Consider the following 23,759-nt stretch of genomic DNA (forward strand, 5'->3'; position numbering starts at 1 on the left):
ATTTGATCAACAACGCCCTTCTTGACCTGAACTGAATACCCGTAGTTACGGCCTTGCTCGCTCAGGTCTTCAGTGCAACGACTGCTAATTTAAAAATGGGCAGGATATATCACCGACGTAGCTACAAACAAATATTGGCTATAATTAGTTGCCATTATTGACCTTTATTCAAGGCAAGTTATTGGTTGGTTTATGGGTACGAGAATAAAGGCCTCATTGATCTGTGATGTCTTATCGATGGCTTTATTTCGCCGAGAGTTTCCTGAAACGGTTATTACTCATAGCGAGGTAGTCAGTATTGTTTGAAAGACTATTGAGGCCTCATAAGCACCTATAACCTAAAGCAAAGTATGAGTAGGAAAAGAAATTGCTGGGATATAGAAAAGGGCTAATACGCTTAGGTAATAGCTTCTAACTCGATCAGGTTATCAAGGGCTTCTTGGTCGGTTTTACCACAAATGACAGGGCAAGCTTTGAATTGGTGACATACCTTCGGGCGTGAAGGTTGACCAAATAATTTGCAGAGATCTTGCTCATTTAATTGGATGCAGCGTACCCCAGCAGGCTTACCATTAGGCATTCCAGGAATAGCAGATGTAATACTTGGAGCGATACAGCATGCTCCACAACCTAGGCGACATTCCATCAAATTAAACTCACTAAATAACAGGGTGCGCGATAGTAGCAAAAAATGATGAGAGTGACAGCTGTTGATTGAATCAAAGAATGAACAATTATTATCCTTGAACTTTTTATGGGCTAGCGGTATAACACGCACCCCAGTAAAAGAGTAAGAAGTAATCCTATGACGAATCCATTTTGGCAAGAAAAGACACTAGAACAGATGACCGAGAATGAGTGGGAATCACTTTGCGACGGTTGTGGTAAGTGCTGCCTACATAAACTAATGGATGAAGATAGCGATGAAGTTTACTACACCAATGTGGCGTGTAGCTGGTTAAACGACAAAACATGTTCGTGTAAAGATTACCCGAACCGCTTCACTTCAGGTGAAGAGTGTTTGAAGCTGACTCGTGACAAGATCGATGAGTTTCACTGGCTACCAGACACTTGTGCTTACCGCCTTTTATCAGAATCTAAGCCGATTCCTGAATGGCACCCGTTGATCACCGGATCAAAAACAGAGATGCATGCAGCAGGTGAAAGCGTTCGTAACAAAGTGGTATACGAAATCGATGTTGTCGATTGGGAAGATCACATCTTGAACCACCCGAACCGCTAGTTAACGAAGACTAGTCAATCACCCGAATAAAAAAAAGGCTCACATTTCTGTGAGCCTTTGTCGTATTTAGGAGGGTCCAAATCAATGGACTGTGTCATGGCTAATGTCAAGCAAGCGGTAAGTCTGCAACCACCTGATTGAACGTGATACGAGCATTCTGAGCTTGCTCAGATAACTCGATCTTTTTCGCTTGTGCGGCACTAAGATTACTCTCGGCCTGCTCAAGTGCTTGTTGTAGGTTCTCTGGTAACTCGTGAGTTTCCATTTGTGAACCTTGTTCTAATACATAAGCGCGAATTTCTTTCTTCACTGCGGCAAGTTCTGTGTAAGCAACACGCTCAAGTTCTGCGGCTTCTTGTGCTGCATCTCTTTCTTTCTCAAACTGAGCCAACGCCATACCTTCAGCAGACCAAGGGTCCATGTCTGGCAGTTCTTCGATGTTGATCGTTGGCTCGATATACGCATCTTGATGGCGTAGGTCGAGGTTAGTCGCACGAACCGCTGAAATCATCAGCATCACAGAGATAGCAAGCAGTGGTAAGCCACCAACAATCGCCGCCGTTTGTAGCGTACTTAGACCGCCTAAGAACATTAGAATCGTTGGTAAGAACGACAGAGTAAATGCCCAGAACATACGGTTCCAGCGCATTGGCTCTTCGGTCACGTTGTTTTGTACAACAGACGCTAGGATGTATGAGATAGAGTCAAATGTTGTTGCCGTGAAAATGATACACAGCATTGTAAATACAGCGATAACCAGCGTGCTCATTGGCAATTGTGCAAGCATCGAGAAGATAGCTTTGGTTGCGCCTTCCGCATTCAAAATGGCAACGACATCTAGCTCACCAGAAAGCTGCAGTGATAGGCCGTAGTTACCTAAGATCATGAAGAACAGGAAACAACCTAGAGAACCAAAGAAGATCGACCCTGACACCATTTGTTTGATGGTTCTGCCGCGAGAGATACGCGCAACAAACAGACCCATACTCGGTGCAAATACTAGCCACCATGCCCAGTAGAAAATCGTCCAGTCTTGTGGGAAGTGAGTGTTTTCGAATGTACCGTAACCACCAAATGGTTCAGCCCACGTTGCCATCACGAAGAAGTTAGACAGTAGACGACCAATTGAGTCTAAGCCTGTTTCTAACATGAAGATTGTTGGACCCGCGATCAGAACGAAAGCCAGTAGACCCATCGCACCCCAGAAGTTGATGTTACTTAGGATCTTGATGCCTTTTTCCAATCCAGCATAAGATGAGTAAGCAAAAATCGCAGTACACACTAAAAGCACCATCACTTGCGTTAGGTTATTTTTAGGTAGACCAAATAGGTGATTTAGACCTTCAGTGATCAGAGGAGCGGCTAAACCTAATGTTGTTGCAGCGCCGCCTAATAGACCGAAAATGAATAGGATATCAACGATCTTTCCTGGTACGCCTTTACTACGGTGTTCACCAAGAACAGGCATTAATGCGCTTGAAATCTTTAGAACAGGTTGTTTACGTACGTAGAAGAAGTAAGCGATAGGAATTGCCGGGATTAGGTAGATAGACCATGCGATTGGTCCCCAGTGGAATAGGCCGTAGGTCGCAGCCCAGCGTACTGCTTCTTCACTGCCAGGTTCTAGTTGGAAAGGCGGTGATTGGTAGTAGTAAGCCCACTCAATACAGCCCCAATACAAGATACTTGCACCGATACCGCCACAAAATAGCATGGCAGCCCATGATGCAGTTTTAAACTCAGGCTCTTCATCAGCTTCGCCTAGTTTAATTTGTCCCATATCACTGAATACTACGTACACCATAAATGCACAGGCTGCGAGACCTAGAGCAAGATACAGGAATCCGAGTTGATCAGTCATGAATGTTTTCGCAACCGCAATCCAGTCTGCGCCCTGTGCAGGGAACAAAATGAGCGGGAAAACTATCGTGAGTAGGAGTGCTATAGCACCAAAAAAGGTTGGCTTATCGATAAGCTCAAAAGTGTTTTTCACGAGTATTATTCCATTAAAATGAGAGCGGAATTATGGAATGAACTCGTTTTTTAGACCTAATCGGGTCTATTGTCGTAACGATAAATCGCTTTTATTCTAGAGAATGCGATAGGTTGGCAAGGCTAAATGAGTGCGAGAAGAATACCGCCTACGGTTGCCGCTGCGGACAGGTATTGCCCCGCTGAATAAGAACCATCATCTTCTTCTTCAATCTTATCTGGGTGATCCATACCCAAGGCACCATGAGCGAATGACTCAACTTTATCGGTAACTGTCGCGTTTTCTGCTTCGACTTTCTTCGCTTCTTTATCAATTTCTTTTAGGGCAGATAAGAGTGCTTTGCCTTCATCAGAAAGCTTAACCGTATTTTGCTCAACCTTAAGCGGTGTAGGCTTTTCAGCTTCGTTAGCTGAACTCTTAGCGTTCATCTGCGAAGGCGAATACAGCTGAGTATTACTCGTTCCTACTGGCGTCATATAGCTCTCCTTACCTATCCTTAAATATAGTATCGGCAGAGGTGTGAAAAACTTGTGCAATTAATCATCGATAGTGATGTTTTTTTATTCGCACATTACATTTTCGTCTGCTTGGTTAAATCGTCTATTTACTAAGCAAGTCTTGTGCCGATAAGAATGTTTGATTTTAGATAGAGTTAGGATGAATGACGGGAACGTGATCAAGTTGTGACGATGGGCTAATTATCTAGGATTAGCCCATCGACTCTTTAGCTTAGAAGAGTGGATCAACAGGTCCTACTCACACTCTAGGCTAGCGCTACGTTTTGACAGATGCTTGTATGCCTTCATTCGGTTCTCTTTCTTTACAAAGCGAGCCGGCGGCGAAAGCACTTCAAGCTGATAATCACCGCTATCCGATGAGATCGCTTCAACCGGGCTGATGATGGCGATTTTTAAATCAGGGTTACGACGTAGAATTGATGCCGCCGTCCCTAAACCACCCTCGGTGTGGAACTTGCCAGCCACGTGAATCACTTGTTTATCAGGGTTTGATGCTAGGTAATCCACAATCGACTCAGCCATGGTTTCGTCCCAGGTAACCTGAGCGGCAAACTGCTTTTCTGTTTGCTCTGGCGTACCGTGATGCATAGAAGCCATGAACTTTTCTTTGTAAGGGCTATCGCCAGTATCCACTTCGGCAGCAATCCATTGGCGTTGCTCGGTCGATAATTGGTCTAGGTAAGGCAATCCTTTACGGCCAATACACTGCACGAATGGCTTTGGTGCATTTGCCGCAATAACATCGACGTCGTTGGCTTTTGCGAACTCAACTAACGCGCGGTAATCACTTTCGTAATTTGGCCAAGCTGCCGCTTGAGACATGAGAATTTGTTCGCCAATTTCGCCGTTTAAGTATTGGTCAAGTGTGGCTTGGTGCTCTCGAGTGAACTGTTCCATTGAAAGCGCAATGTTTGATGTTGCGTTGCGGCGCGCTTTTAAGAAGTCGGTTTGGAAGCGGTGAATGGCAGAATGCGTGTGCCATTCGCCAATTAGAACCACATCAGCGTCAATCAGCTGCTCGGGTAATGCATCGAGAGAAAGTGTTTCGCCTTGTGGAGAAGCGAACTGGTAGTCATAGAATGTGGAAACGGATTCCGTTTGAGCCACTTTTTGAGAAGTGTCTTTTGCAGGTTGACTAGCACAAGCCGTGAGAAGAGTAGCTAATCCGATAAGAATAATACGTTGCATGAAATGCCTCCTTGAAGAACACGCATACTAAAGGAGGCAAGATAAGATTTCAATGCAAACGATAATCAATATCAATTAAATTGGTTTGCGGTACACTCGCAGCATAAAGTCAGCTTCACAGTTGAATTGCTCTGCCTCGGTGAGTTGTAGTTTAAACTCTTCACTCGCCTTCCAAGCAAACGGCGTCATCTGTAGCAGGTCGAATGCATCTGACCCCGATAGTTCCATCATATAGTTTAGTTGCTCTTGATGCTCAAGCGTAAAACCTTCGATCACTTCTGGATCTTCGTCGTGCAAGCGAACGCCATCATAAATTGCATCACGCAGTTGATACAGGTGTCGGCTAGCTGGTGTCACGGTGATCACCACACCATTATCTTTGATGGTGCGTTGTAACTCTTCAGCCTTGCAAGGCGCGTAAATGCGTAGAATTCCGTCTAAGCTGTTTTCAGCAAAGGGTAGGCGATGGCTTGATGCAACTGAGAAGTCGACAGCAGGGTAGCGTTTAGCGGCGTATTTGATAGCAATCTTAGAAATGTCTAGGCCAAAAGTAGCCCCTTTCTTTTCTTGAAGATTCACAGCAATTTCGTTGGTGTAATAACCTTCGCCACAACCAATATCCAATAGGCTAGGCGTCTCTTCTGGTAGATAGCGAGAACACAACGTCACCACCGCTTGGCGCATTGGGTCATAGTGGTTACCTTCAAGGAAGCGACGACGTGCCTGCATCATCTCTTTGTTGTCACCTGGATCTTTTGAGCGTTTGTGGTGCGCAGGCATCAAATTGACGTAGCCTTCTTTCGCTAGGTCGAACTGATGGTTCTTTTCACACTTAAACGTACGATCGTTTTGAGATAAAGGTTGGTGACACAAAGGGCATTGGTAAGTCATGGAGACCTCTAAAGGAGAATAGACAGCGCAAGTGTAACGAGCTAAAACCAAAAAGTAAAAGAGCGACATAAAGCCGCTCAAAAATCGTTTTTTATAACTGTATTTATACGGTTATTGGGCACTAATCACAGTAATCAGCTGGTGGCTTTCACCAGGCTGTAATGTTTTTCCTGCTTCTAGGCTTGGTGCGTGCAGTGTTGATTCAACACATAGCATGGTTAGGTAACCGTCGTCTTGCATGTCGCCCATACCCGCAGCGCCTTCTGCCCACGGGTTCCACAGTACTGCAGAGTTATGACCGTGGTTTTCAACTGTTAGCGTGCGATCCAGCTTCTTGTCAGCAACAAAGATTTGCGCTTCTGGTTGCGTGTAAACGCGGTCAATCGTGTCGGTCAGTACCAGTTCAGATCCACCTTGGCAGATCTTGCCACCTTGCAGGCTATCAATGTACTCAGCACCCATACCAGTGGTGGTTGTGTTGTGGATATCGCCAACGTTTAGGTAAGTGTGTAGTGCACCAGAGAAAGTCCATGGCTGAGAATCAGTGTTCTTCACGTCCAGCGTTACTTTTAGTTGTTCGCCGATCTCAACATTCAAGCGAGCATCAAACTGATGAGGCCATACTGCTAGCGTCTCTTCGCTTGGCTTCAGACCTAAGCTAACAATCACGCCAGCTTCGCTTTCACGGTGTTCAACCAATTGCCATTCACTTGAACGGGCAAAACCATGTGCTGGTGCTGCAATGCGGCCAAACCAAGGCCAACATACTGGAATACCACCACGCAGAGCCGTTTTACCATCGAACTTAGCTTGTTGGCTCATCCAAATTAGGTCTTCTTGACCTTGCGGTTGGAATGACACCACATGGCCGCCAAACAGTGAAATCGCTGCGTTTGCTTTATCGTGGATAACGCGAACCAGTTTTACACCTTCGTGTTCAACGATAGTGACGTTGTCAGAAAGTACCGCCAGTGCAGGTAGAGTAGATAAATCCATTACATGATCCTTCTAAGGAAATTGAATTCAAATGCTGACTAGAGTGATGCTTGTGTTTTCATGAGTAACAAGCAGAGTCAGTATTAGAATTGAATTTTGCGTTTGGGCTATCTTGATGAGCTTAGACAGACGCGGTTTAAAAGATAGCAGGCATTAAAAAGGCGACACTAAGGTCGCCTTTTTCAAAGTCTGCTCAAAACAGCCTTCGCTAATGCTTATCTAAAGCGATTTCTAAAAAGAAATTACTTAGAGATGTGAGCGATTAGGTCTAGAACTTTGTTTGAGTAACCGATTTCGTTGTCGTACCAAGATACAACTTTAACGAATTTGTCAGTTAGAGCAACACCAGCTTTAGCATCGAATACTGAAGTTTGAACTTCACCGATGAAATCTTGTGATACTACTTGGTCTTCAGTGTAACCAAGAACGCCAGCCATTTCGCCTTCAGAAGCTTCTTTCATTGCAGCACAAATTTCTTCGTAAGATGCAGCTTCTTTTAGGTTAACTGTTAGGTCAACTACAGATACGTTAGCAGTTGGTACACGGAAAGCCATACCAGTTAGAAGGCCGTTTAGTTCTGGAAGAACAACGCCTACAGCTTTAGCAGCACCAGTTGAAGATGGGATGATGTTTTGAGAAGCACCACGGCCACCGCGCCAGTCTTTAGCAGAAGGGCCATCTACAGTTTTTTGAGTTGCTGTAGTAGCGTGAACTGTAGTCATAAGACCAGACTCAATGCCCCACTTATCGTTAAGTACTTTAGCGATAGGTGCAAGACAGTTAGTAGTACAAGAAGCGTTAGAAACGATGTCTTGACCAGCGTAAGATGCTTGGTTAACGCCCATTACGAACATTGGAGTTGCATCTTTAGAAGGACCAGTAAGAACTACTTTCTTAGCGCCAGCAGTGATGTGCTTACGTGCAGTCTCGTCAGTTAGGAAAAGACCAGTTGCTTCAGCAACTACGTCTACGTCGATAGCATCCCACTTAAGGTCTTCTGGGTTACGCTCAGCTGTAACACGTACAGTTTTACCGTTAACGATTAGGTTACCGCCTTCAACTTCAACAGTACCGTTGAAACGGCCGTGAGTTGAGTCGTACTTAAGCATGTATGCCATGTACTCTACGTCGATTAGATCGTTAATACCTACTACTTCGATGTCTGCACGCTCTTGAGCTGCGCGGAATACGAAACGGCCGATACGGCCAAAACCGTTAATACCTACTTTGATAGTCATTGTAGTTGCTCCACAACTTAATTTCTGATTAAAGATAACTGGTAGTAAAATTACAGAATCCAGTATACATCTGCAATAGATAATCCGACTTAACTTGTTTAATGTCAAAAAAAAGCGACGCTTTTCTTAACAATTGGGTGTAAGTGATTGAAAATTGACCATTGCAAGTGGCTCTGTACCCTTCCAGTTGGGTAAAATACCCCTAAATGATGATTCACTTATGAGTGTATATGTACAATGTTTCCTGGTGAGAAAGTATGTGCTACAAAACGACTCATATGCAAGCCTTTATAGAAAAAAGTAAATATAATAACTGAGAATGTGGAGAGATATTAACGTGATTCAAAAGGGAGGAAATATGATAAAGCCTGATGAATACTGGCGTGAGCGCCTAACGGACGACGAATTTTCAGTGTGTCGTGAGCGTGGTACTGAAGCCCCATATAGCGGCAAGTTACTGCACAACCATAAGACTGGCGTCTATAGCTGCACATGCTGTGAAAGCCCTTTGTTTCTGTCGGATAACAAATATGACTCTGGGTGTGGTTGGCCAAGCTTTGATGCCCCAGTGAATGATGAAGCAGTACGCTATATAGAAGATCTAAGTCACGGAATGAAGCGTGTAGAGATCCGTTGTACCGCCTGTGATAGCCATTTAGGTCACGTTTTTCCAGATGGCCCGAAGACCACAGGTGAACGGTTCTGTGTTAATTCAGTGTCGTTAATTTTCAACAAAAATGACGAAAGTACGAAATAACTTGTAACTATTGTCTAATCCTTACAGGTCGCATTTGTCGATTTAGGAATGCTGAAACGCCCAAGATTTCAGATTTAACTCTAGTACAAATAAAAACAGCTACCAAAAAGGTAGCTGTTTTTATTTGAAAGCAGGTGAATAAGAAGCTTAAGTAAGAACACTATAAATGAAGCGATCAGTAACTCGGGACGATTGAAGGGCTGTAAATTCCATCCTCAATCGCTTCGACGATGTTATCTGCGTCTTTATTTAGCTTCTTATAGGTTGCCTTGTCGAAATGGTACAACACCGTGAGCTCGGCTTCAGAAGCAATCGGCACATGAAAGTCTTTGGCAACCATTGCCCAAACGTACGCTTTTTCCATATGACCCAGGCTGTGGTTGATACTGGCCATCGACTTGAAGATTTCAGTGTTGGCTGCCGAGCCATTAGAAAGCGTTAACGCATTATTGAGTAGCTTAAGTGTCTTTATATGATTGCGGGTAGTATAGAAGGTTGCCAAGGCATATTGCATCTCAGCTGTGTTTAACGCTTCAGTGCCTTCTAGTTGTAGGAAACTGCGTCTGGCGTTGGTGTCCCCAGTTTGCGACCACAAGAAGTATAGCGTTTCCGGTGTATCGGATTTCGATAGCTCATCAACAATGCGCTCAGACTCTTCGATACTGTGCATTAAAGAGGTAAAGCGACGCTCTTGCAGCTTAGATTGATCGATCGTTTCGATCTGCGCCGCGAGTTCTAGGCACTTTTTATAGGCCGTGACTAATTCGAATTCTTTAATTTTGTTGACTTCGGTGGGTTGCTTCTGAACTTCAAATCGATGCCAGATGAGGTCGGTACGTGCGACACGACATTGCCCATCGTTCATGTTCAATTGTTCACACTGAAGACCCGGGTTGCTTTGGCACAGTTGATCGGTATTTTTGTTCCCTTCAAGACACCCAACCAGAGTGAAAGGCAATAGGCTAATCGCCAACCATTTCATAATTTTCATATTCCTTCACTTGTGATCAGATGCACTTATTATTGGTCAGGTTCTTGACTCAATTCTGTTACGGGTTATTTTCTGGTGAAAATTGTTAAAACTAAGGCTTTACCATGGATGCAGAACAACTTCTTAGCGCAATGACACCCGAGGTCTACGAACGTTTAACCTACGCAGTTGAAACGGGTAAATGGCCAGAAGGTACGGTGCTCTCAAAAGAACAGCGCGACTCGTGTATGCAAGCGGTTATGTTATATCAATCTAAACATAACTCTGAAGCTCAACATATGACGATTGCAGCTGGTGGTGAGATTAGCTTTAAATCTAAGTCTGAACTAAAGAAACAGTTTAAGTCAGATCAAGAAGACATTGTTAGGGTTAACCCGAATCATTAAGCTTAAATTACAACAAAGGGGTGGCAATGTGCCACCCCTTTTAGTTTAACTCGTTTATTTATAAGCAATAAAACGATTTAGTTCACGTTAAGCCGCCGTTACTTTCATAGAATAATTGGGTTTAACGTGAATCCTTGAACCGGTTATAAGCTCATCTCACCGCGCAACACTTGTTGCATCTGAGTCTTCACTTCTTCGTAGCCTAGGTTTTGGCTTAATAGATAATGCAATTTCGCCAGTGCCGCTTCTGGTGTCATATCGTAACCACTGACAACGCCCGCTTCTGCTAGTGCACAACCTGTCGCGTAACCACCCATGTTGACTTTGCCAGCCAAACATTGAGTTAGGTTCACAACAATCACACCGCGCTCTGAGGCATCTTTCAGGTGCTGAAGCAGTTCTGGGTTTTGTGGTGCGTTACCCACACCAAAAGTAAGCAGAATCATCGCGTTAACAGGTTGTAATAGCGTGTTACGGATAACTTCGTGTGAGATGCCTGGGTACATTGTGATTACGCCGATAGGTTGCGGAGTAATGTTATGAACCTTGAAAGCACCTTCAGGTTGTTCGTTTACCTTTACGTTATTGCTAAGTTGGATATTGATACCCGCTTCTAGCAAAGGATTCAGGTTTGGAGACGTAAACGCATTGAAGCCATCTGCGTGTGATTTAGTGCTTCGGTTACCACGCATCAACTTGTTGTTGAAGAACAGTGTCACTTCGTTGATTGGGTAGTTTGCCGCAATGTGTAGCGCATTCAGCAGGTTTGCTTGTCCGTCTGAACGAAGCTCTGCTAATGGGATCTGAGAGCCCGTAACAATCACAGGTTTGCCGAGGTTTTCAAGCATGAAAGACAGTGCTGAGGCAGTGTAAGCCATAGTGTCTGTGCCATGCAGGATAACGAAACCATCGTACTTATCGTAGTTCGCGCGAATGTCATCAGCGATAGTCTGCCAATCTAGTGGCGTCATATCTGAAGAGTCCATTAATGGAGAGTATTCGTGAATGGTGTACTCAGGCATCTCTGGGCGATGGAATTCAGGCATGCCAGCTAGCTGCTTATCCATGAAACCTGCGACAGGAACATAGCCGTGGTCAATAGACTTCTGCATGCCAATTGTGCCGCCGGTGTACGCGATATAGATGTGTTTTCTTTCCATGGCGATTAATACTTAGTGTGATGTAGGGAACAGGGGGGCGATTATAGCGAATTATCATGCAATAAAAAGAGGCACCTCACACAGAGGCACCCCTTAGCTATTGAGTTATTGGCTCAACTTATTGAACTTGGCAATTTAAGCAGAAAGCGTATCGGCCTTGTGGGTCGTTAAAGTTGCCTAACAGCTGGCTATCTTGAGCTAACTGTTGAGTAACAGGCTGTAAACTGCTTGGTATCATCGATTGAATATCTAGGCCTATCGACATCTGAACTTGGTTCATAAATTCTTGAATAAATTGTTCAGTGGCCGAAAGTGGCTCTTCTACCCAGTAGATGTTGTAGCTTTCAAGCTCTGCAAGTGAAGCCGCAGCTGCAACCGCATCATCGAAATCACCAATCTCATCGACTAAGCCTTTCTGAATCGCATCTTGACCTGTCCAAACTCGGCCTTGAGCAATCTTGTCGACAGCATCGACTTCCAGACCGCGATTTTCTCCAACTAGGCTGATGAATCGGCGGTATCCGTTTTCAATGCCCATTTGGAACGCGTCCTTCGCGCCATCGCTAAGTCCAGTTGTAATACCAAGACCAGAGAAAGGTGAGGTGCCAACGCCATCAGTGTAAACACCAATATCGTTCAACCCTTTTTCGAAGGTGGTGATAACACTGAAGATACCAATTGAACCCGTTAGTGTGGTTGGTTGAGCTAGGATCTTATCCGCACCCATCGAGATCCAGTAACCACCTGAAGCAGCAAGGCTCGACATCGACACAACAACCGGTTTACCCGCTTGCTTGATCGCTTCTATTTCATTACGGATAACTTCAGAAGCAAAGGCACTGCCACCTGGGCTATCGACACGAAGTACAACGGCTTTCACTTTATCGTCGTTACGTGCTTGGCGCAGTAGGGCTGCAGTGGTGTCTCCGCCAACTGTGCCACGCGGTTGCTTGCCATCCATAATTGCGCCGCTCGCTACAATCACGGCAACGTCGTGTGATTCACTAGTCATGTTTGGAAGCATGGTTGTACGGTATTCGTAGTAACCAAACGCGTTGTAGCTGTCTTGGCCGTCACTGCCGAAAACATCGGCAAGCTCTAGTCGAACTTGCTGGCGTGTCGCTAGCTCATCCACTAAGCCAAGTTTCTCGGCCAGTTTTGCAATGTCACCGTCCACAGACTCAAGTTCTTTCAAGAAGGTGTCCATGCTTGGGTTCAGTGTCTTAGCGTCTATTTGACGGTTGTTGCTGACGTCATCAACGTACGCACCCCATAGTTGGCTTAACCAACGAGAAGCGGACTCTTTCGCTGCGTCTGACATGTCATCGCGAATGAAAGGCTCAATAGCTGACTTATAAGTGCCCACACGGAACACGTGCGTGTTTACGTCTAGTTTCTCTAACAACGTTTTGTAGTAAAGCGAGTAAGCGCTATAGCCTTTAAGAAGAACCCCACCATCTGGTGATAGGAATACCTTAGTTGCGTAGCTGGCTAGGTAGTATTGGCTTTGGTTGTAAAAGTCACCCACCGCATAAATCGGTTTGCCTGTTGCTTTGAACTCATTCAATGCTTTAGCAATGTAGCGTAGCTTGGTCAGGTTGGTTTCTGGCAGCTCTTTGAGAGCTAAAACGATACCAGTAACCTTGTCATCGTCTTTTGCGTAGCGAATCGTTTCAACGATATCAAACAGGATGTTCTCTTTTGGAAGGTCTTTGCCAAGTAGTGAACCTGTGACCGAATCCATCGGATTGATATAGCGGCTTTGTTCCACAATAGGGCCAGACAGATTAAGCACTAAAGCCGAATCCTGAGGAATCGTCGGTTGAGCCGTATCTGAATGGAAGTACACAAAGTAGATGATGGCGATACTGAGTAAAAAGACTAGGTTAACCAGCGCAAGACGTACAAACGTAATGAGCTTCCAAATCCCTTTAAAGAACATGCCTATAAATTTGAATATTTTTTTCATTCTGTCTCCGCAGTGAGATCACGTCGCTTTAACAAGCCGTAGTACCATTAATCTCAATAATATGAACTGCTTAGTATCCTACGATAATTCCCAAGCTCAAACTACACCAAGAATTGTTAATCGATATATATTCTCATTAAGTGTAGTCAAATTAAGGGCTTCTGAACGATTAATACGTGCAGCATTATGATCGGTGTTACAAAAATGTAAACGGCTGTTTGAACTTTTGGTAATTGAACTATACTGTGGTCAGACCACAAGGATAAAATAATAGAAGTGATGTCTGCCATGTACCCACATTTACTTGAACCACTCGATCTTGGATTTACCCAGTTACGTAACCGTGTATTGATGGGATCAATGCATACAGGTTTAGAAGAAAATAAAGAAGGTCTCCACAAACTCGCCGCATTTTATAAAGAGCGAGCAAAAGGAGGCGTTGGTCTTATTGTTACTGGTGGTTTCTCTCCTAATTTACGTGGCAGATTAACCCCATTCAGTGCTGAATTCAGTAAAGTAAAGCACGCTAAAGCGCACCAAGTTGTTACCGAAGCCGTCCACAAGCACGGCGGTAAAATTGCGCTTCAATTGTTGCATGCAGGTCGTTATGCGATGCACCCATTTGCGCAAAGTGCGTCTGGCATTAAAGCGCCTATCGCTAAGTTCGCTCCAAGTGAGATGAGCCCTCGTCAGATTAAAAAGACCATTGGTGCCTTTGCCAACAGTGCCGAACTCGCCCAAGTCGCGGGTTACGACGGCATTGAGATTATGGGATCTGAAGGTTACTTGATTAACCAATTCATCTGTAAACGTACCAATATGCGTTACGACGAATGGGGCGGTTCTTATGAGAAGCGCATGCGTTTCCCGCTGGAGATTGTTAAATCGATTCGCGAAGCAGTGGGTGACGACTTCATTATTATTTTCCGACTGTCGATGCTGGATTTGGTTGAGCAAGGCAGCACCTTTGAAGATGTTGTTCTATTGGCTCAAAAGCTGGAAGAAGCAGGCGTGACTATTATCAATACCGGCATCGGTTGGCATGAAGCGCGTGTTCCGACTATCGCGACGCAAGTACCACGAGGCGCATTCTCTTGGGTGACGGAAAAAGTGAAACCATACGTGTCGATCCCAGTGGTGACATGTAACCGAATTAATACGCCAGAAGAGGCCGAACGTATTCTTAGCTCTGGGCAGGCTGATATGGTGTCTATGGCGCGTCCATTCTTGGCAGACCCGGATTTTGTTAATAAAGCAGCTCAAGACCAAGCTCAGTTCATCAATACCTGTATCGGTTGTAACCAAGCTTGCCTTGATAACGTGTTTAAAGGTAAACGTGCGAGCTGTTTGGTGAACCCACGCGCTTGTTACGAGACTGAAATTGTTGTTCAGCCAGCGCAAGCGACTAAGACCATTGCGGTTGTCGGCGCAGGCCCAGCCGGTTTAGCCTGTGCAACGACTTTAGCTCAGCGTGGGCATAAGGTTGACTTGATTGAGAAAAATGACCGTATCGGCGGTCAGTTTAGATTGGCAATGCAGATTCCGGGTAAAGAAGAATTCAGAGAAACGATTCGCTACTTTGCTAACCAAATCGACGCATCAGGCGTGAACCTGAAACTGGATACTGAGGCAACGTTTGAGATGTTGTTGAAGTACGATGAAGTCGTGATGGCGGCTGGCGTAGAGCCAAGAAAGCTCGATATTGAGGGCATTGACCAAGAAAACGTGGTCGATTACCAAACCTTGATTCGCGAAAAGACACCAGTAGGCGAAAAGGTCGCGATTGTTGGTGCTGGTGGTATTGGTGTCGATGTGGCAACCATGCTGACAGAACCGACTTCACACAGCCTAGACGATTGGCTGCATGAGTGGGGCATCGATAAGAATATGGAACACCCAGGCGGACTTTACCCTTACCCTGATTCATTCAGCGATAAAACGGTGTGGGTGATGCAGCGTAAAGCGGGTCGTGTTGGTAAAGGTCCGGGCAAAACTACAGGCTGGATTCACAAACGCACACTAGAAAAACGCGGTGTTAATCTACTGGGTGGCGTGAGCTACAACAAGATTGATGACCAAGGTCTGCATATCAGCGTTGGTAAGAAAGAGCAGGTGCTGGATGCTGACTCGGTTATCGTATGTGCAGGTCAGGTGTCAGTTCGTCCATTCGAAGACATGTGGCAAGAGTTTGGTGGCAAACTGCATGTGATAGGCGGCGCCGATTACGCGGGTGAATTGGATGCAGTACGCGCAATTCGTCAAGGTGTTGAGCTAGCGATTAAGTTATAGAATCAGCTATCAAACTGTAATCTTATCAGTAGATATTGTTACTTAATTTGCTGAGTTAGATTTTGAACAAGGCTCCTAAGTCATAGATTTAGGAGCCTTTATTGTTTCTAATCTAGCCTAAATGGACAGCCGTTGAGATTTATTATCGTTTGTATTCTGTGCTAAAGTTCAAGTATACAAATAATAAAGAAATAGTAAGGACTTCAAATGGATGCTTTGGATCTATTGCTCAACAGACGCTCAATCGCAAAACTCTCTGATCCGGCACCTGAAGGTGTGGCGTTAGAAAACATCATCAAAGCAGGGCTGCGTGCTCCAGACCACGGTGCACTAACACCATGGCGCTTTGTTATCGCGCAAGGTTCAGGCCTACAAAAGCTTTCAGACATCTTGGTGCGCGCCGCTGAAGCGGATGACAGCGAAGAAGCGGTTATCGAGAAAGTAAAAAAAGCGCCGTTCCGAGCTCCGATGGTGATTACTGTGATTGCCAAAGTAACTGAGCACGAGAAAGTGCCTGCTATCGAACAACATCTGTCTGCGGGTTGTGCTGCACAGGCGATGCAAATGGCCGCAGTCGCACAAGGTTTCCAAGGCTTTTGGCGCTCAGGTAAATGGATGTTCCACCCAGAAGTACACCAAGCATTTGGCCTAGAAGGCGACGATGAAATTGTTGGCTTCCTATACCTAGGCACTCCAGGCTGTACACCAATGAAAGTGCCAGAGCGCGACTTCTCTAAGTTCGTTGAGTTTTTATAAAGAAAGCTGAAGCTTGAATAGTGGAATGCTAACTGTATAAACAACCAGTTTTTCTTGATTTATTAGAGCCACATTAGATAATGTGGCTCTAATTGTTTGTAGCATCTGGAAAAACATGTCTCGCCTTATTATTGCTGAAAAACCAAGCCTCGGCCGCGCGATCGCCGCTGCACTACCTAATCCACAAAAGAAAGACCAAGGGTTTATCAAATGTGGCAATGGGGATGTGGTGACTTGGTGTATTGGACACTTATTGGAGCAGGTTGAGCCGGATGCTTATGACGACCGTTATAAGAAGTGGAATTTAGCCGATCTTCCTATCGTGCCGGAGCAATGGCAGCTAAGACCGCGTAAGACTTCAAGCAAACAGCTCACGGTGATCCGAAAGCTATTGAAGGACGCCACTCAAATTGTTCACGCCGGAGACCCGGATAGAGAAGGGCAGTTGCTGGTTGATGAAGTGATTGATTACTGCAAAGTCTCTAAGGCTAAGAAAGAGTCGATGGACAGGCTACTGATCAGCGACTTGAACTTACCTGCCGTAAAACGTGCACTTTCTCAAATGCGCAGCAACCGTGACTTTATTCCGCTTTCTATTTCCGCATTAGCGCGCTCTAGAGCCGATTGGCTGTATGGCATGAACATGACTCGTGCTTATACCTTACTCGGTCAAAAGGCTGGCTACCAAGGTGTGTTGTCGGTCGGGCGAGTACAAACGCCTGTACTTGGTTTGGTGGTAAGGCGCGATGAAGAGATCGAAAACTTTATTCCGAAAGATTACTTCACTTTGCACGCTTTGATCCCTTATCAAAATCACGGCCAGAGCTTTGATATTCGTGCGCGTTGGAAGCCAAGCGAAGCATGTAAACCATGGCAAGATGAAGAAGGGCGCGTGCTCAATCGAAAGCTGGTTGAGAATGTGGCTAACCGAATTGCGAATCAACCCGCGACGGTGACGGAATCAGAGCAAAAGCAAAGTAAACAAGCTGCGCCACTGCCTTACTCGCTGTCAGCCTTGCAGATTGATGCGTCTAAGCGTTTTGGTATGAGTGCTCAACAGGTGTTAGATACGTGTCAGTCATTGTACGAGAAACACAAACTCATCACTTACCCACGTTCTGATAGCCGCTATCTACCTAAAGAGCACTACTCGCAGCGAGAATCGATCGTTGATGCTATCGCTAACAATGCGAAAGAGCTGCAAAGTGGCGCTCAAGGTGCGGACCTTTCTCTTAAATCAAAAGCATGGAACGACAGTAAGGTCGATGCTCACCACGCGATTATTCCTACTCCGAAGAAGTCATCGGTGAACGGCCTGTCTGCCAACGAGATGAAAATCTATCAGCAAATCGCTCGTCAGTATCTAATGCAGTTTTACCCACCTGCGGTTTTTGCTGATGCTAAGCTGGTCTTTGATATCGCTGGTGGCGTGTTCATCGCAAAAGGGCGTCAGCTTATCAACCCGGGTTGGAAGGTGTTGATGGGTAAAACGGATACCGAAGAAAAAGGGGATGGCACGGATACGGTTCCTCCATTGGATAAAGGTACGGTGTTGACGTGCCGTGAAGGCGTGATTGGTGATAAGAAAACTGAGCCACCAAAACACTTCACGGAAGCGACATTGCTTCAAGCGATGACAGGTATCGCGCGTTTTGTTGCGAACAAAGATCTCAAAGCCATTTTGAAAGAAACCGATGGCCTTGGCACAGAAGCAACCCGTGCGGGTATTCTAGATACTCTATTCAAAAGGCAGCTGCTAACGCGCCAAGGTAAGAGTATTCACAGTAGCCCTGCGGGCAGAGGCTTGATTCATGCCTTACCTGAGGATTCTACCTTCCCAGACATGACGGCACATTGGGAGCACCAGCTGCAAGGCATGGCAGAACGAAATCAAGCGTATCAGCCTTTCATGCAAGCGTTAGAAAGCAAGATTGATGGTTTAATGGGTAAAGTAAAAACGGGAGAAGTTCCTGAATCACTCCGCCACCTTCCTAAAGTCGAGAGACCTGCCTTCAAACGCCGTAAAGGCGGTGGGGCGAAGAAGTCTTACGCCAAGACAGGTACGTATGCTAAGAAAGGTACTTCCGCTAAAAAGAGCACTAAAAGCTAAGACTTATTGAGGTTAGGATTAGCGACCGACTTTACGGCCACAACGTTTAAACAGTTGCTGCCAATAGTCAACATGGCGACGAGTGGATGATCGAAAGGCTTGATGTGCATCTTGGATGGGAAAGTAATAACTGTGCAGTTCAGGTTGCGCGTCAAACATTCCTAGTTGCGGGGCTATGTGCTGATAGTAGCCATCCAGTTGCGCCATGTAAGGTTGAACCTTACCTATGTATTGTTGCTCGAACACATTGTTGAGATAGCGGAACTTAGTGGTGTCTCGTTGTTTACCACAGATGATCTTGTCATCAAAAGTTGTCAGCTGTTTGGTGATGGTATCAAGCTCAACTGACGCCCGAGCGAGCGAGTAGTATAAATCCCCAAGGGTCGAACTCTTCTCTAATACTTCTTGAACCTCAGTGGTTTTGCCGGAAACGAGCGATGTGTTTAACGCTTGATTGATGTGTTCTAACGCATCACTGGTTTGTCGTACCTGATCGCCTATATCAGCGCGTAACCACTGACTACCCCGCATTTGTGACTGCATAGCATCGCTGGCATAGATGAGATTCCATTGATGCAGTGGAAACTGTGCGAGTTTCTGTTGCTCAATTTCTCTTAGTAATTCTACGATCTCTGGGTCTAATTCATTACTGGATAAACATTTGCCCACGCCTTCAAGTAGCGCGACTTGATAATCGTAATTACGAAACTCATCCGCGACCTTGCCCAGAACCGAATTTCTTTCTGCAATCAGATTGAACAATCCACACTGACGAAGCTGGTAGCTGTCGATGAGGCCGATAGAGAGTGAGGGCACGTCAAGCAGCAGTTCTCGTTTTCTCGGTAGGCTTTCAAATTCCCATTCCTCTATTATCTCGTCAGCATCTTGTACTCTGGCTATCTTTGTTTGATAGTCGTCGAACAAGTCGCCGGGGCCATCACTGAAACAGCCAGCTAGCATCACTGTTAGACAAAACAGCGTTGAGTGCTTAACTAGGTTTGAGAGATGCCCTGCATTCATCTGTGGATTACCAGTCAATTTCGCTGCCATCGAAATTGAAGAAGTGACCACTCACTTCGGTATTCGCTGACTCGATGACTTCAATCAGGCCGGAAGCTGAAGTGTCGGTGTCGATCAGAGCATTAGGGCCACCCATTTCAGTCTGCACCCAACCTGGATGCAGTGCTAACACCGTAAAGCCATCATCGGTTAAGTCGTTGCTTAGGCTCTTCACCACGGAGTTTAGAGCGGCTTTAGAGGAGCGATAGATGTAACCGCCGCCTGAGGTGTTCTCTGACATACTGCCGACTCTAGAGGATAAACAAGCGACCTTTTTGATATCGCTGTCTTTGAGTAAAGGCAATAGCGTTTCGACAAGCTTTAGTGGAGCGATGGTGTTGACTTCGAATACACGACGCCACTCTTCAACATCGGTATTACCCAGCCCGTAGCCTTTAGGGCCATAGTAGCCAGCGTTGTTGATCAAGATATCAATCGACTCTATTTGCGAAGGGAGTTGGCTTACTGCTTGGTAATCGGTTATCTCTAATTGAATACAGGTAAGGTTGGTGTTGTGGTCTGCGAGTGAGAGCAGTTCTTTTGCTGAATTGTCATCACGATAAGTCGCGTACACCTTGTGATTACTTTCCAAGTATTGTCGAGTCAGGCTTAAGCCAATGCCGCGGTTCGCTCCAGTAATAAAAATAACGCTCATGGTGATTCCTTTTCAGTTCAATTAGTTAAGTTTGATGGCTTAACACGAGAAAATCAACGCTCCACCAACTGGCCATTAGCATTCCTACAAAAATCATTACTGCTGCCGCTGAGCCGCAGATCACCCCAAAGATGAGTATTACGTTTTTCATTATGGTCTCTACTTTATAATTAATAACAATGATAACCATTATCATTAATTAAGGTTGTCGCCAAGTTTGAGGCTGTTATGATTTTGAGAAAGATACGCAATTAGCCTGATTATGATTCCTTTAATTTACCACCCAATCTATTCACAGTTACCTTTACCAGAAGGTCATCGCTACCCAATCAACAAATATCAGTTGTTGCATAGTGCTGTTGAGGCGCTGATGAATAGCGAACCTCGATGGAAGTGCAAGTTTGAAGTGTGCCAACCAACGCCGGTTTCGGTTGAGCAAGTAAAACAGGTACATGATAGCGAATATGTTGATTTGCTCGTGTCTGGTAAGTTACCTGCAGCAAAGATGAGACGTATCGGTTTCCCGTGGAGCGAGCAACTTATCGAAAGAACACTCTACTCAAGTGGTGGAACCTGCTTGGCCGCTGAAATGGCAATAGAGACTGGTTTAGCGATTCATTTGAGTGGTGGTTATCATCATGCGCATCATGATTTTGGCAGTGGCTTTTGTTTGTTGAACGATTTGGTTTTAGCGGCAAAACACGCGCTGACCTTTGAACATATCGATAAAGTGCTGATCGTTGATAGCGACGTTCATCATGGTGATGGCACAGCAACTCTTTGCCAAGACAACGACGACATCATTACTCTGTCGTTCCACTGCGATAAAAACTTCCCTGCACGAAAGCCGCTATCCGATTTAGATGTGCCATTAAGTCGTGAAACAGAAGATGAAGAGTTCCTACGTTGTTTTGAACAAGTCACTAAGTTAGCGATTGCTCACCATCAACCTGATCTGATTATTTATGATGCGGGGATAGATATTCATCAAGACGATGAACTGGGTTATTTGAATGTCTCGACACAAGGGATATTTGAGCGCGACTGTTTCATGATTGAATTAGCGAAATCAGAGTCTATTCCGATGGCTTGCGTAGTCGGTGGCGGGTACCGCACTAAACACCAAGATCTGGTGCCGATTCACATGCAGCTGTTAAAAGCGGCCTATCATGTTCACGGTTAACCTCTCAAATTAGCGGCTGATAGTTCATTGAAATGATGGTGTGAAATAAGCGCCTTTTGCACCATAAAAGACACGCTTGCACCATTGTGACTCATATAAAGTACTTTTTTATTAATTAGTTACGTATTTGTGTGGTTAATTGTGGTCTGTAAATTGCTTGACCCATGTGTCTATAAAAACACAAGGGATAAAAATGAACCTGACGGACAAGGAACGTAGTTGGCTTAATTGGTTTGGCGCAACAGGAAAACTGGCTATGCGCAGAGCTTGTTTCCTCAATCGAAGTAGGACGGAGGAGCTTGAACAAGCTTTTGAAAGTATTGCTCACACGCGAGTTCAACTTCTGCATAACTGGGTCAAGAATCAATGGGACTTTTTAGAAGACTCTGCTGTTTATTTGGCAAGTCGAACGGAAGAGCAAGCACAGGGGACGTTATCTAGCCTTCTTAAACGCAGTACGGATTTTTCTGAGTTGGCGATCGTCGATGCTAAGGGGATAGCACAAGCATCGAGTTATCATGAGCATGTAGGGGTTAACCTTGGAGACAAGAAGGCTTTAGTTGAAGGGGCTTCAAAGCGTTATCTGCATGGGCCGTATATGGATCAGCGCACGTTGAACGTAGGGGCTTCGAGTTCATCGTTTCATGACCAAGTAACGCTGATGTTTTATGTCCCCTTTTCTCGGGATGAAGGGGCGCCGCAATTCCTATGTGGTCGTGTTCCAAATGATGTTATTGGTGACATTATTCAAAGAGAAGCGGGGCATATTTATAGCGAGTCGGGTGATAACTATATCTTTATGGTCGACTCCATTCATGATCCTCATACTCAGCCGGGTGTTGCGCTCTCTCGTTCTCGCTTTGAAGATAATACCTTTTCACACGGCGAGAACTTAAAGCAAGGGATTCATACTGATTGGGGAACGGTTAAGATCCAGCACCACACCGAATTTGAGATTCGCTTTACAGACCCAGCCACTAATCAGCTTCACCCAGGCGTAAGAGAAACCATTAAAAATGGCAATAACTTGTTTATTGGTTATCCGGGGTATTCTGACTATCGCCACATACCCGTTATTGGCAAAGGTATCACTTTTCAATTGGATGGTTCACCAGATACCTTTGGCATGATGTGTGAGTCCGATTTAGAAGAGGTCTACAGAGACCGAAGTCTAAGTTATACCTTATCTAAGCACTTTATCAGCTGCATGCTACTGCCTCTATTTGTTCCATTACTGTTTGCCAACCTTTATACACTCACACCTTTTATGCAGAGTGGCATTATGTTCGCTTGCGCGTTGCTTTCATTGGGCTTATTCCGTTTAGTTAGCGCCAAACCACTAGCGAAGAAGATTCATGAAATGACCGGGGTAATGCAGACCTTAGCTGAAGGTGATGGCAACTTAAGTCGGAGACTTGATCCCACCACATTCAGTCATAATGAACTTGGCAACTTAGGGCGCTGGACTAACAGTTTTATCGACAATTTAGATAACACGGTGAGTGAGTTGATCCATGCGAGTCACGAAGTTAGAGAGGTTTCGGAATCGATGTTTCGTCGCAGTGTCGTGATGAAGCAAACCAGTGATGATGCATCACAAGCGTTAAGCAATATGCTTCAGTTGAGTCAGTATCAACAGAGCGAAATTACTCATGCGAGTGTCTCAGCAACGCAAATGGACACGGTGATGAAACAAGCCGTCCTGAGCGCAGAGAAGGAGTACAATCAGTCCGTCGAAGGCATGGAGATTGTTCGCAATATCGTAGAAAGCTCGGCGCATAGCGTGAATGAGGTGAATAATGAAATGACTAAGGTGTCTGACATTATAGATATCATTACTGACATTACCGCGCAGACTAACCTTTTGGCCTTGAATGCGGCCATTGAGTCGGCAAGAGCAGGTGAACACGGGAGAGGGTTCTCTGTCGTCGCTTCTGAAGTAAGAACTCTGGCTGACCGAACTTCACAAGCTGCTAACCATATTAGTGACCTAATGAAAGAGCTGCATAGTAAGTCTCGCAGTGCTGTTGAGTCCATGGAGCGAGGTGTCGAGAATGTGAGTAAAGGAAACTTAACAGTCGACTCAAATGCTCGCAGTGAGCAAATTCAATCAGCGGTGAGTGACCTCTTTACCACGATGTCTAACTTAGATGAAAACAGTCAGAAAAATGGACAAACGGCAGATAAAGCCCAACGTTCAATATCTGACTTACAACTGTCTACTAAGCAACTCGCACGTCGAGTGTCCTTGATGGGCAATGCATTGAGCCGTTTAGACCAATTGATTGGGCGTTTTGAAGTGAGCCGAAAGGTGGCGTAGTGGAAAATACGTAAGTTCTTTACGCAAACGCCAGATACAAAAAAGCCGCTGATTTCT

At 45.2% G+C, this 23,759-nt stretch carries 20 protein-coding genes and 1 pseudogene; 9 read left to right on the forward strand and 12 right to left on the reverse strand.

Translation table 11 applies throughout. The features are described from left to right. Positions 1-35 precede the first annotated feature (35 nt). A pseudogene (locus AB4585_RS20890) lies at positions 36-377 on the forward strand (DDE-type integrase/transposase/recombinase); the annotation flags it as partial. Positions 378-397: 20 nt separating this feature from the next. Here the strand turns inward: AB4585_RS20890 and AB4585_RS20895 are convergent. After that, positions 398-646, reverse strand: a complete 249-nt coding sequence (locus AB4585_RS20895) for a YkgJ family cysteine cluster protein (RefSeq protein WP_017059389.1) — start codon at positions 644-646, stop codon at positions 398-400. 159 nt (positions 647-805) lie between these two features. Here AB4585_RS20895 and AB4585_RS20900 point away from each other — a divergent pair, with 159 nt between their 5' ends. Further along, entirely contained in the window at positions 806-1,243 is a 438-nt protein-coding gene (locus AB4585_RS20900; RefSeq protein ID WP_017059388.1) for a YcgN family cysteine cluster protein, read from the forward strand. A 106-nt stretch (positions 1,244-1,349) separates the two neighbouring features. Here AB4585_RS20900 and AB4585_RS20905 read toward each other — a convergent pair whose 3' ends face one another. The 6 genes from AB4585_RS20905 to gap form a co-directional block, all read right to left on the reverse strand. After that, positions 1,350-3,236: a BCCT family transporter gene (locus tag AB4585_RS20905; protein WP_017063436.1), complete on the reverse strand. Its 1,887-nt coding sequence runs from the start codon at positions 3,234-3,236 to the stop codon at positions 1,350-1,352. 122 nt (positions 3,237-3,358) lie between these two features. Further along, on the reverse strand, positions 3,359-3,712 hold the full coding sequence (locus tag AB4585_RS20910; protein ID WP_017070749.1) for a hypothetical protein: 354 nt from the start codon (positions 3,710-3,712) through the stop codon (positions 3,359-3,361). A gap of 276 nt (positions 3,713-3,988) precedes the next feature. Further along, positions 3,989-4,942 (reverse strand): ChaN family lipoprotein, encoded by a 954-nt coding sequence (locus AB4585_RS20915; RefSeq protein WP_017059385.1) that lies wholly within the window; start codon positions 4,940-4,942, stop codon positions 3,989-3,991. A gap of 75 nt (positions 4,943-5,017) precedes the next feature. Beyond that, positions 5,018-5,833 (reverse strand): 23S rRNA (guanine(745)-N(1))-methyltransferase, encoded by an 816-nt coding sequence (gene rlmA, locus AB4585_RS20920; protein WP_372170796.1) that lies wholly within the window; start codon positions 5,831-5,833, stop codon positions 5,018-5,020. A 111-nt stretch (positions 5,834-5,944) separates the two neighbouring features. After that, entirely contained in the window at positions 5,945-6,829 is an 885-nt protein-coding gene (locus tag AB4585_RS20925; protein ID WP_102332525.1) for a D-hexose-6-phosphate mutarotase, read from the reverse strand. Between the two features lie 242 nt (positions 6,830-7,071). After that, positions 7,072-8,067, reverse strand: a complete 996-nt coding sequence (gap, locus tag AB4585_RS20930) for a type I glyceraldehyde-3-phosphate dehydrogenase (RefSeq protein WP_017059382.1) — start codon at positions 8,065-8,067, stop codon at positions 7,072-7,074. Between the two features lie 319 nt (positions 8,068-8,386). Here gap and msrB point away from each other — a divergent pair, with 319 nt between their 5' ends. Beyond that, positions 8,387-8,824 (forward strand): peptide-methionine (R)-S-oxide reductase MsrB, encoded by a 438-nt coding sequence (gene msrB, locus AB4585_RS20935; RefSeq protein ID WP_080582205.1) that lies wholly within the window; start codon positions 8,387-8,389, stop codon positions 8,822-8,824. A 175-nt stretch (positions 8,825-8,999) separates the two neighbouring features. Here msrB and AB4585_RS20940 read toward each other — a convergent pair whose 3' ends face one another. Beyond that, entirely contained in the window at positions 9,000-9,806 is an 807-nt protein-coding gene (locus tag AB4585_RS20940; protein WP_372170803.1) for a DUF2989 domain-containing protein, read from the reverse strand. Positions 9,807-9,919: 113 nt separating this feature from the next. Between AB4585_RS20940 and AB4585_RS20945 the strand changes: the two genes are divergently transcribed. Then, positions 9,920-10,201, forward strand: coding sequence for a YeaC family protein (locus AB4585_RS20945; protein ID WP_081230086.1), 282 nt, complete (start codon positions 9,920-9,922; stop codon positions 10,199-10,201). Positions 10,202-10,344: 143 nt separating this feature from the next. Here the strand turns inward: AB4585_RS20945 and ansA are convergent, their stop codons facing one another. After that, positions 10,345-11,361: an asparaginase gene (gene ansA / locus AB4585_RS20950; RefSeq protein ID WP_048611533.1), complete on the reverse strand. Its 1,017-nt coding sequence runs from the start codon at positions 11,359-11,361 to the stop codon at positions 10,345-10,347. A 118-nt stretch (positions 11,362-11,479) separates the two neighbouring features. After that, positions 11,480-13,330: a signal peptide peptidase SppA gene (gene sppA, locus AB4585_RS20955; protein WP_372170800.1), complete on the reverse strand. Its 1,851-nt coding sequence runs from the start codon at positions 13,328-13,330 to the stop codon at positions 11,480-11,482. A gap of 279 nt (positions 13,331-13,609) precedes the next feature. Here sppA and AB4585_RS20960 point away from each other — a divergent pair, with 279 nt between their 5' ends. The 3 genes from AB4585_RS20960 to AB4585_RS20970 all read left to right on the forward strand — a co-directional run bounded on the left by AB4585_RS20960 (position 13,610) and on the right by AB4585_RS20970 (position 18,485). After that, the gene (locus AB4585_RS20960; protein WP_372170806.1) at positions 13,610-15,619 is read left to right on the forward strand and encodes an FAD-dependent oxidoreductase; all 2,010 of its coding nucleotides are present in this window, start codon (positions 13,610-13,612) and stop codon (positions 15,617-15,619) included. Positions 15,620-15,826: 207 nt separating this feature from the next. Continuing rightward, positions 15,827-16,375, forward strand: a complete 549-nt coding sequence (locus tag AB4585_RS20965) for an NAD(P)H nitroreductase (RefSeq protein ID WP_017059376.1) — start codon at positions 15,827-15,829, stop codon at positions 16,373-16,375. 115 nt (positions 16,376-16,490) lie between these two features. Then, on the forward strand, positions 16,491-18,485 hold the full coding sequence (locus AB4585_RS20970; protein WP_017063444.1) for a DNA topoisomerase III: 1,995 nt from the start codon (positions 16,491-16,493) through the stop codon (positions 18,483-18,485). 18 nt (positions 18,486-18,503) lie between these two features. On the opposite strand, the gene AB4585_RS20975 is transcribed toward AB4585_RS20970, so the two are convergent. Both AB4585_RS20975 and AB4585_RS20980 read right to left on the reverse strand, forming a co-directional pair. Continuing rightward, complete coding sequence (locus AB4585_RS20975; RefSeq protein WP_017063445.1) at positions 18,504-19,535, reverse strand: DUF3080 domain-containing protein; 1,032 nt, start codon at positions 19,533-19,535, stop codon at positions 18,504-18,506. Beyond that, on the reverse strand, positions 19,513-20,199 hold the full coding sequence (locus AB4585_RS20980) for an SDR family oxidoreductase (RefSeq protein ID WP_017059372.1): 687 nt from the start codon (positions 20,197-20,199) through the stop codon (positions 19,513-19,515). Before AB4585_RS20980 ends, AB4585_RS20975 begins: the two co-directional genes overlap by 23 nt. Before the next feature lie 262 nt (positions 20,200-20,461). Between AB4585_RS20980 and AB4585_RS20985 the strand changes: the two genes are divergently transcribed. Both AB4585_RS20985 and AB4585_RS20990 read left to right on the forward strand, forming a co-directional pair. Continuing rightward, positions 20,462-21,382: a histone deacetylase gene (locus tag AB4585_RS20985; protein ID WP_136973525.1), complete on the forward strand. Its 921-nt coding sequence runs from the start codon at positions 20,462-20,464 to the stop codon at positions 21,380-21,382. A gap of 193 nt (positions 21,383-21,575) precedes the next feature. After that, entirely contained in the window at positions 21,576-23,702 is a 2,127-nt protein-coding gene (locus tag AB4585_RS20990) for a methyl-accepting chemotaxis protein (protein WP_108111419.1), read from the forward strand. Positions 23,703-23,759: the final 57 nt, after the last annotated feature.

Source organism: Vibrio sp. 10N.222.49.C9 (assembly GCF_041474985.1).
GTDB lineage: Bacteria > Pseudomonadota > Gammaproteobacteria > Enterobacterales > Vibrionaceae > Vibrio > Vibrio crassostreae_C.

Excerpts from the sequence above, each read along its gene's own strand:
- AB4585_RS20895 (WP_017059389.1), bottom strand. The coding sequence starts at position 646 with ATGGAATGTCGCCTAGGTTGTGGAGCATGCTGTATCGCTCCAAGTATT.
- AB4585_RS20900 (WP_017059388.1), top strand. The coding sequence starts at position 806 with ATGACGAATCCATTTTGGCAAGAAAAGACACTAGAACAGATGACCGAG.
- AB4585_RS20910 (WP_017070749.1), bottom strand. The coding sequence starts at position 3,712 with ATGACGCCAGTAGGAACGAGTAATACTCAGCTGTATTCGCCTTCGCAG.
- AB4585_RS20915 (WP_017059385.1), bottom strand. The coding sequence starts at position 4,942 with ATGCAACGTATTATTCTTATCGGATTAGCTACTCTTCTCACGGCTTGT.
- rlmA (WP_372170796.1), bottom strand. The coding sequence starts at position 5,833 with ATGACTTACCAATGCCCTTTGTGTCACCAACCTTTATCTCAAAACGAT.
- AB4585_RS20925 (WP_102332525.1), bottom strand. The coding sequence starts at position 6,829 with ATGGATTTATCTACTCTACCTGCACTGGCGGTACTTTCTGACAACGTC.
- gap (WP_017059382.1), bottom strand. The coding sequence starts at position 8,067 with ATGACTATCAAAGTAGGTATTAACGGTTTTGGCCGTATCGGCCGTTTC.
- msrB (WP_080582205.1), top strand. The coding sequence starts at position 8,387 with ATGTGGAGAGATATTAACGTGATTCAAAAGGGAGGAAATATGATAAAG.
- AB4585_RS20940 (WP_372170803.1), bottom strand. The coding sequence starts at position 9,806 with ATGAAATGGTTGGCGATTAGCCTATTGCCTTTCACTCTGGTTGGGTGT.
- AB4585_RS20945 (WP_081230086.1), top strand. The coding sequence starts at position 9,920 with ATGGATGCAGAACAACTTCTTAGCGCAATGACACCCGAGGTCTACGAA.
- ansA (WP_048611533.1), bottom strand. The coding sequence starts at position 11,361 with ATGGAAAGAAAACACATCTATATCGCGTACACCGGCGGCACAATTGGC.
- sppA (WP_372170800.1), bottom strand. The coding sequence starts at position 13,330 with ATGAAAAAAATATTCAAATTTATAGGCATGTTCTTTAAAGGGATTTGG.
- AB4585_RS20960 (WP_372170806.1), top strand. The coding sequence starts at position 13,610 with ATGTCTGCCATGTACCCACATTTACTTGAACCACTCGATCTTGGATTT.
- AB4585_RS20965 (WP_017059376.1), top strand. The coding sequence starts at position 15,827 with ATGGATGCTTTGGATCTATTGCTCAACAGACGCTCAATCGCAAAACTC.
- AB4585_RS20970 (WP_017063444.1), top strand. The coding sequence starts at position 16,491 with ATGTCTCGCCTTATTATTGCTGAAAAACCAAGCCTCGGCCGCGCGATC.
- AB4585_RS20975 (WP_017063445.1), bottom strand. The coding sequence starts at position 19,535 with ATGGCAGCGAAATTGACTGGTAATCCACAGATGAATGCAGGGCATCTC.
- AB4585_RS20980 (WP_017059372.1), bottom strand. The coding sequence starts at position 20,199 with ATGAGCGTTATTTTTATTACTGGAGCGAACCGCGGCATTGGCTTAAGC.
- AB4585_RS20985 (WP_136973525.1), top strand. The coding sequence starts at position 20,462 with ATGATTCCTTTAATTTACCACCCAATCTATTCACAGTTACCTTTACCA.
- AB4585_RS20990 (WP_108111419.1), top strand. The coding sequence starts at position 21,576 with ATGAACCTGACGGACAAGGAACGTAGTTGGCTTAATTGGTTTGGCGCA.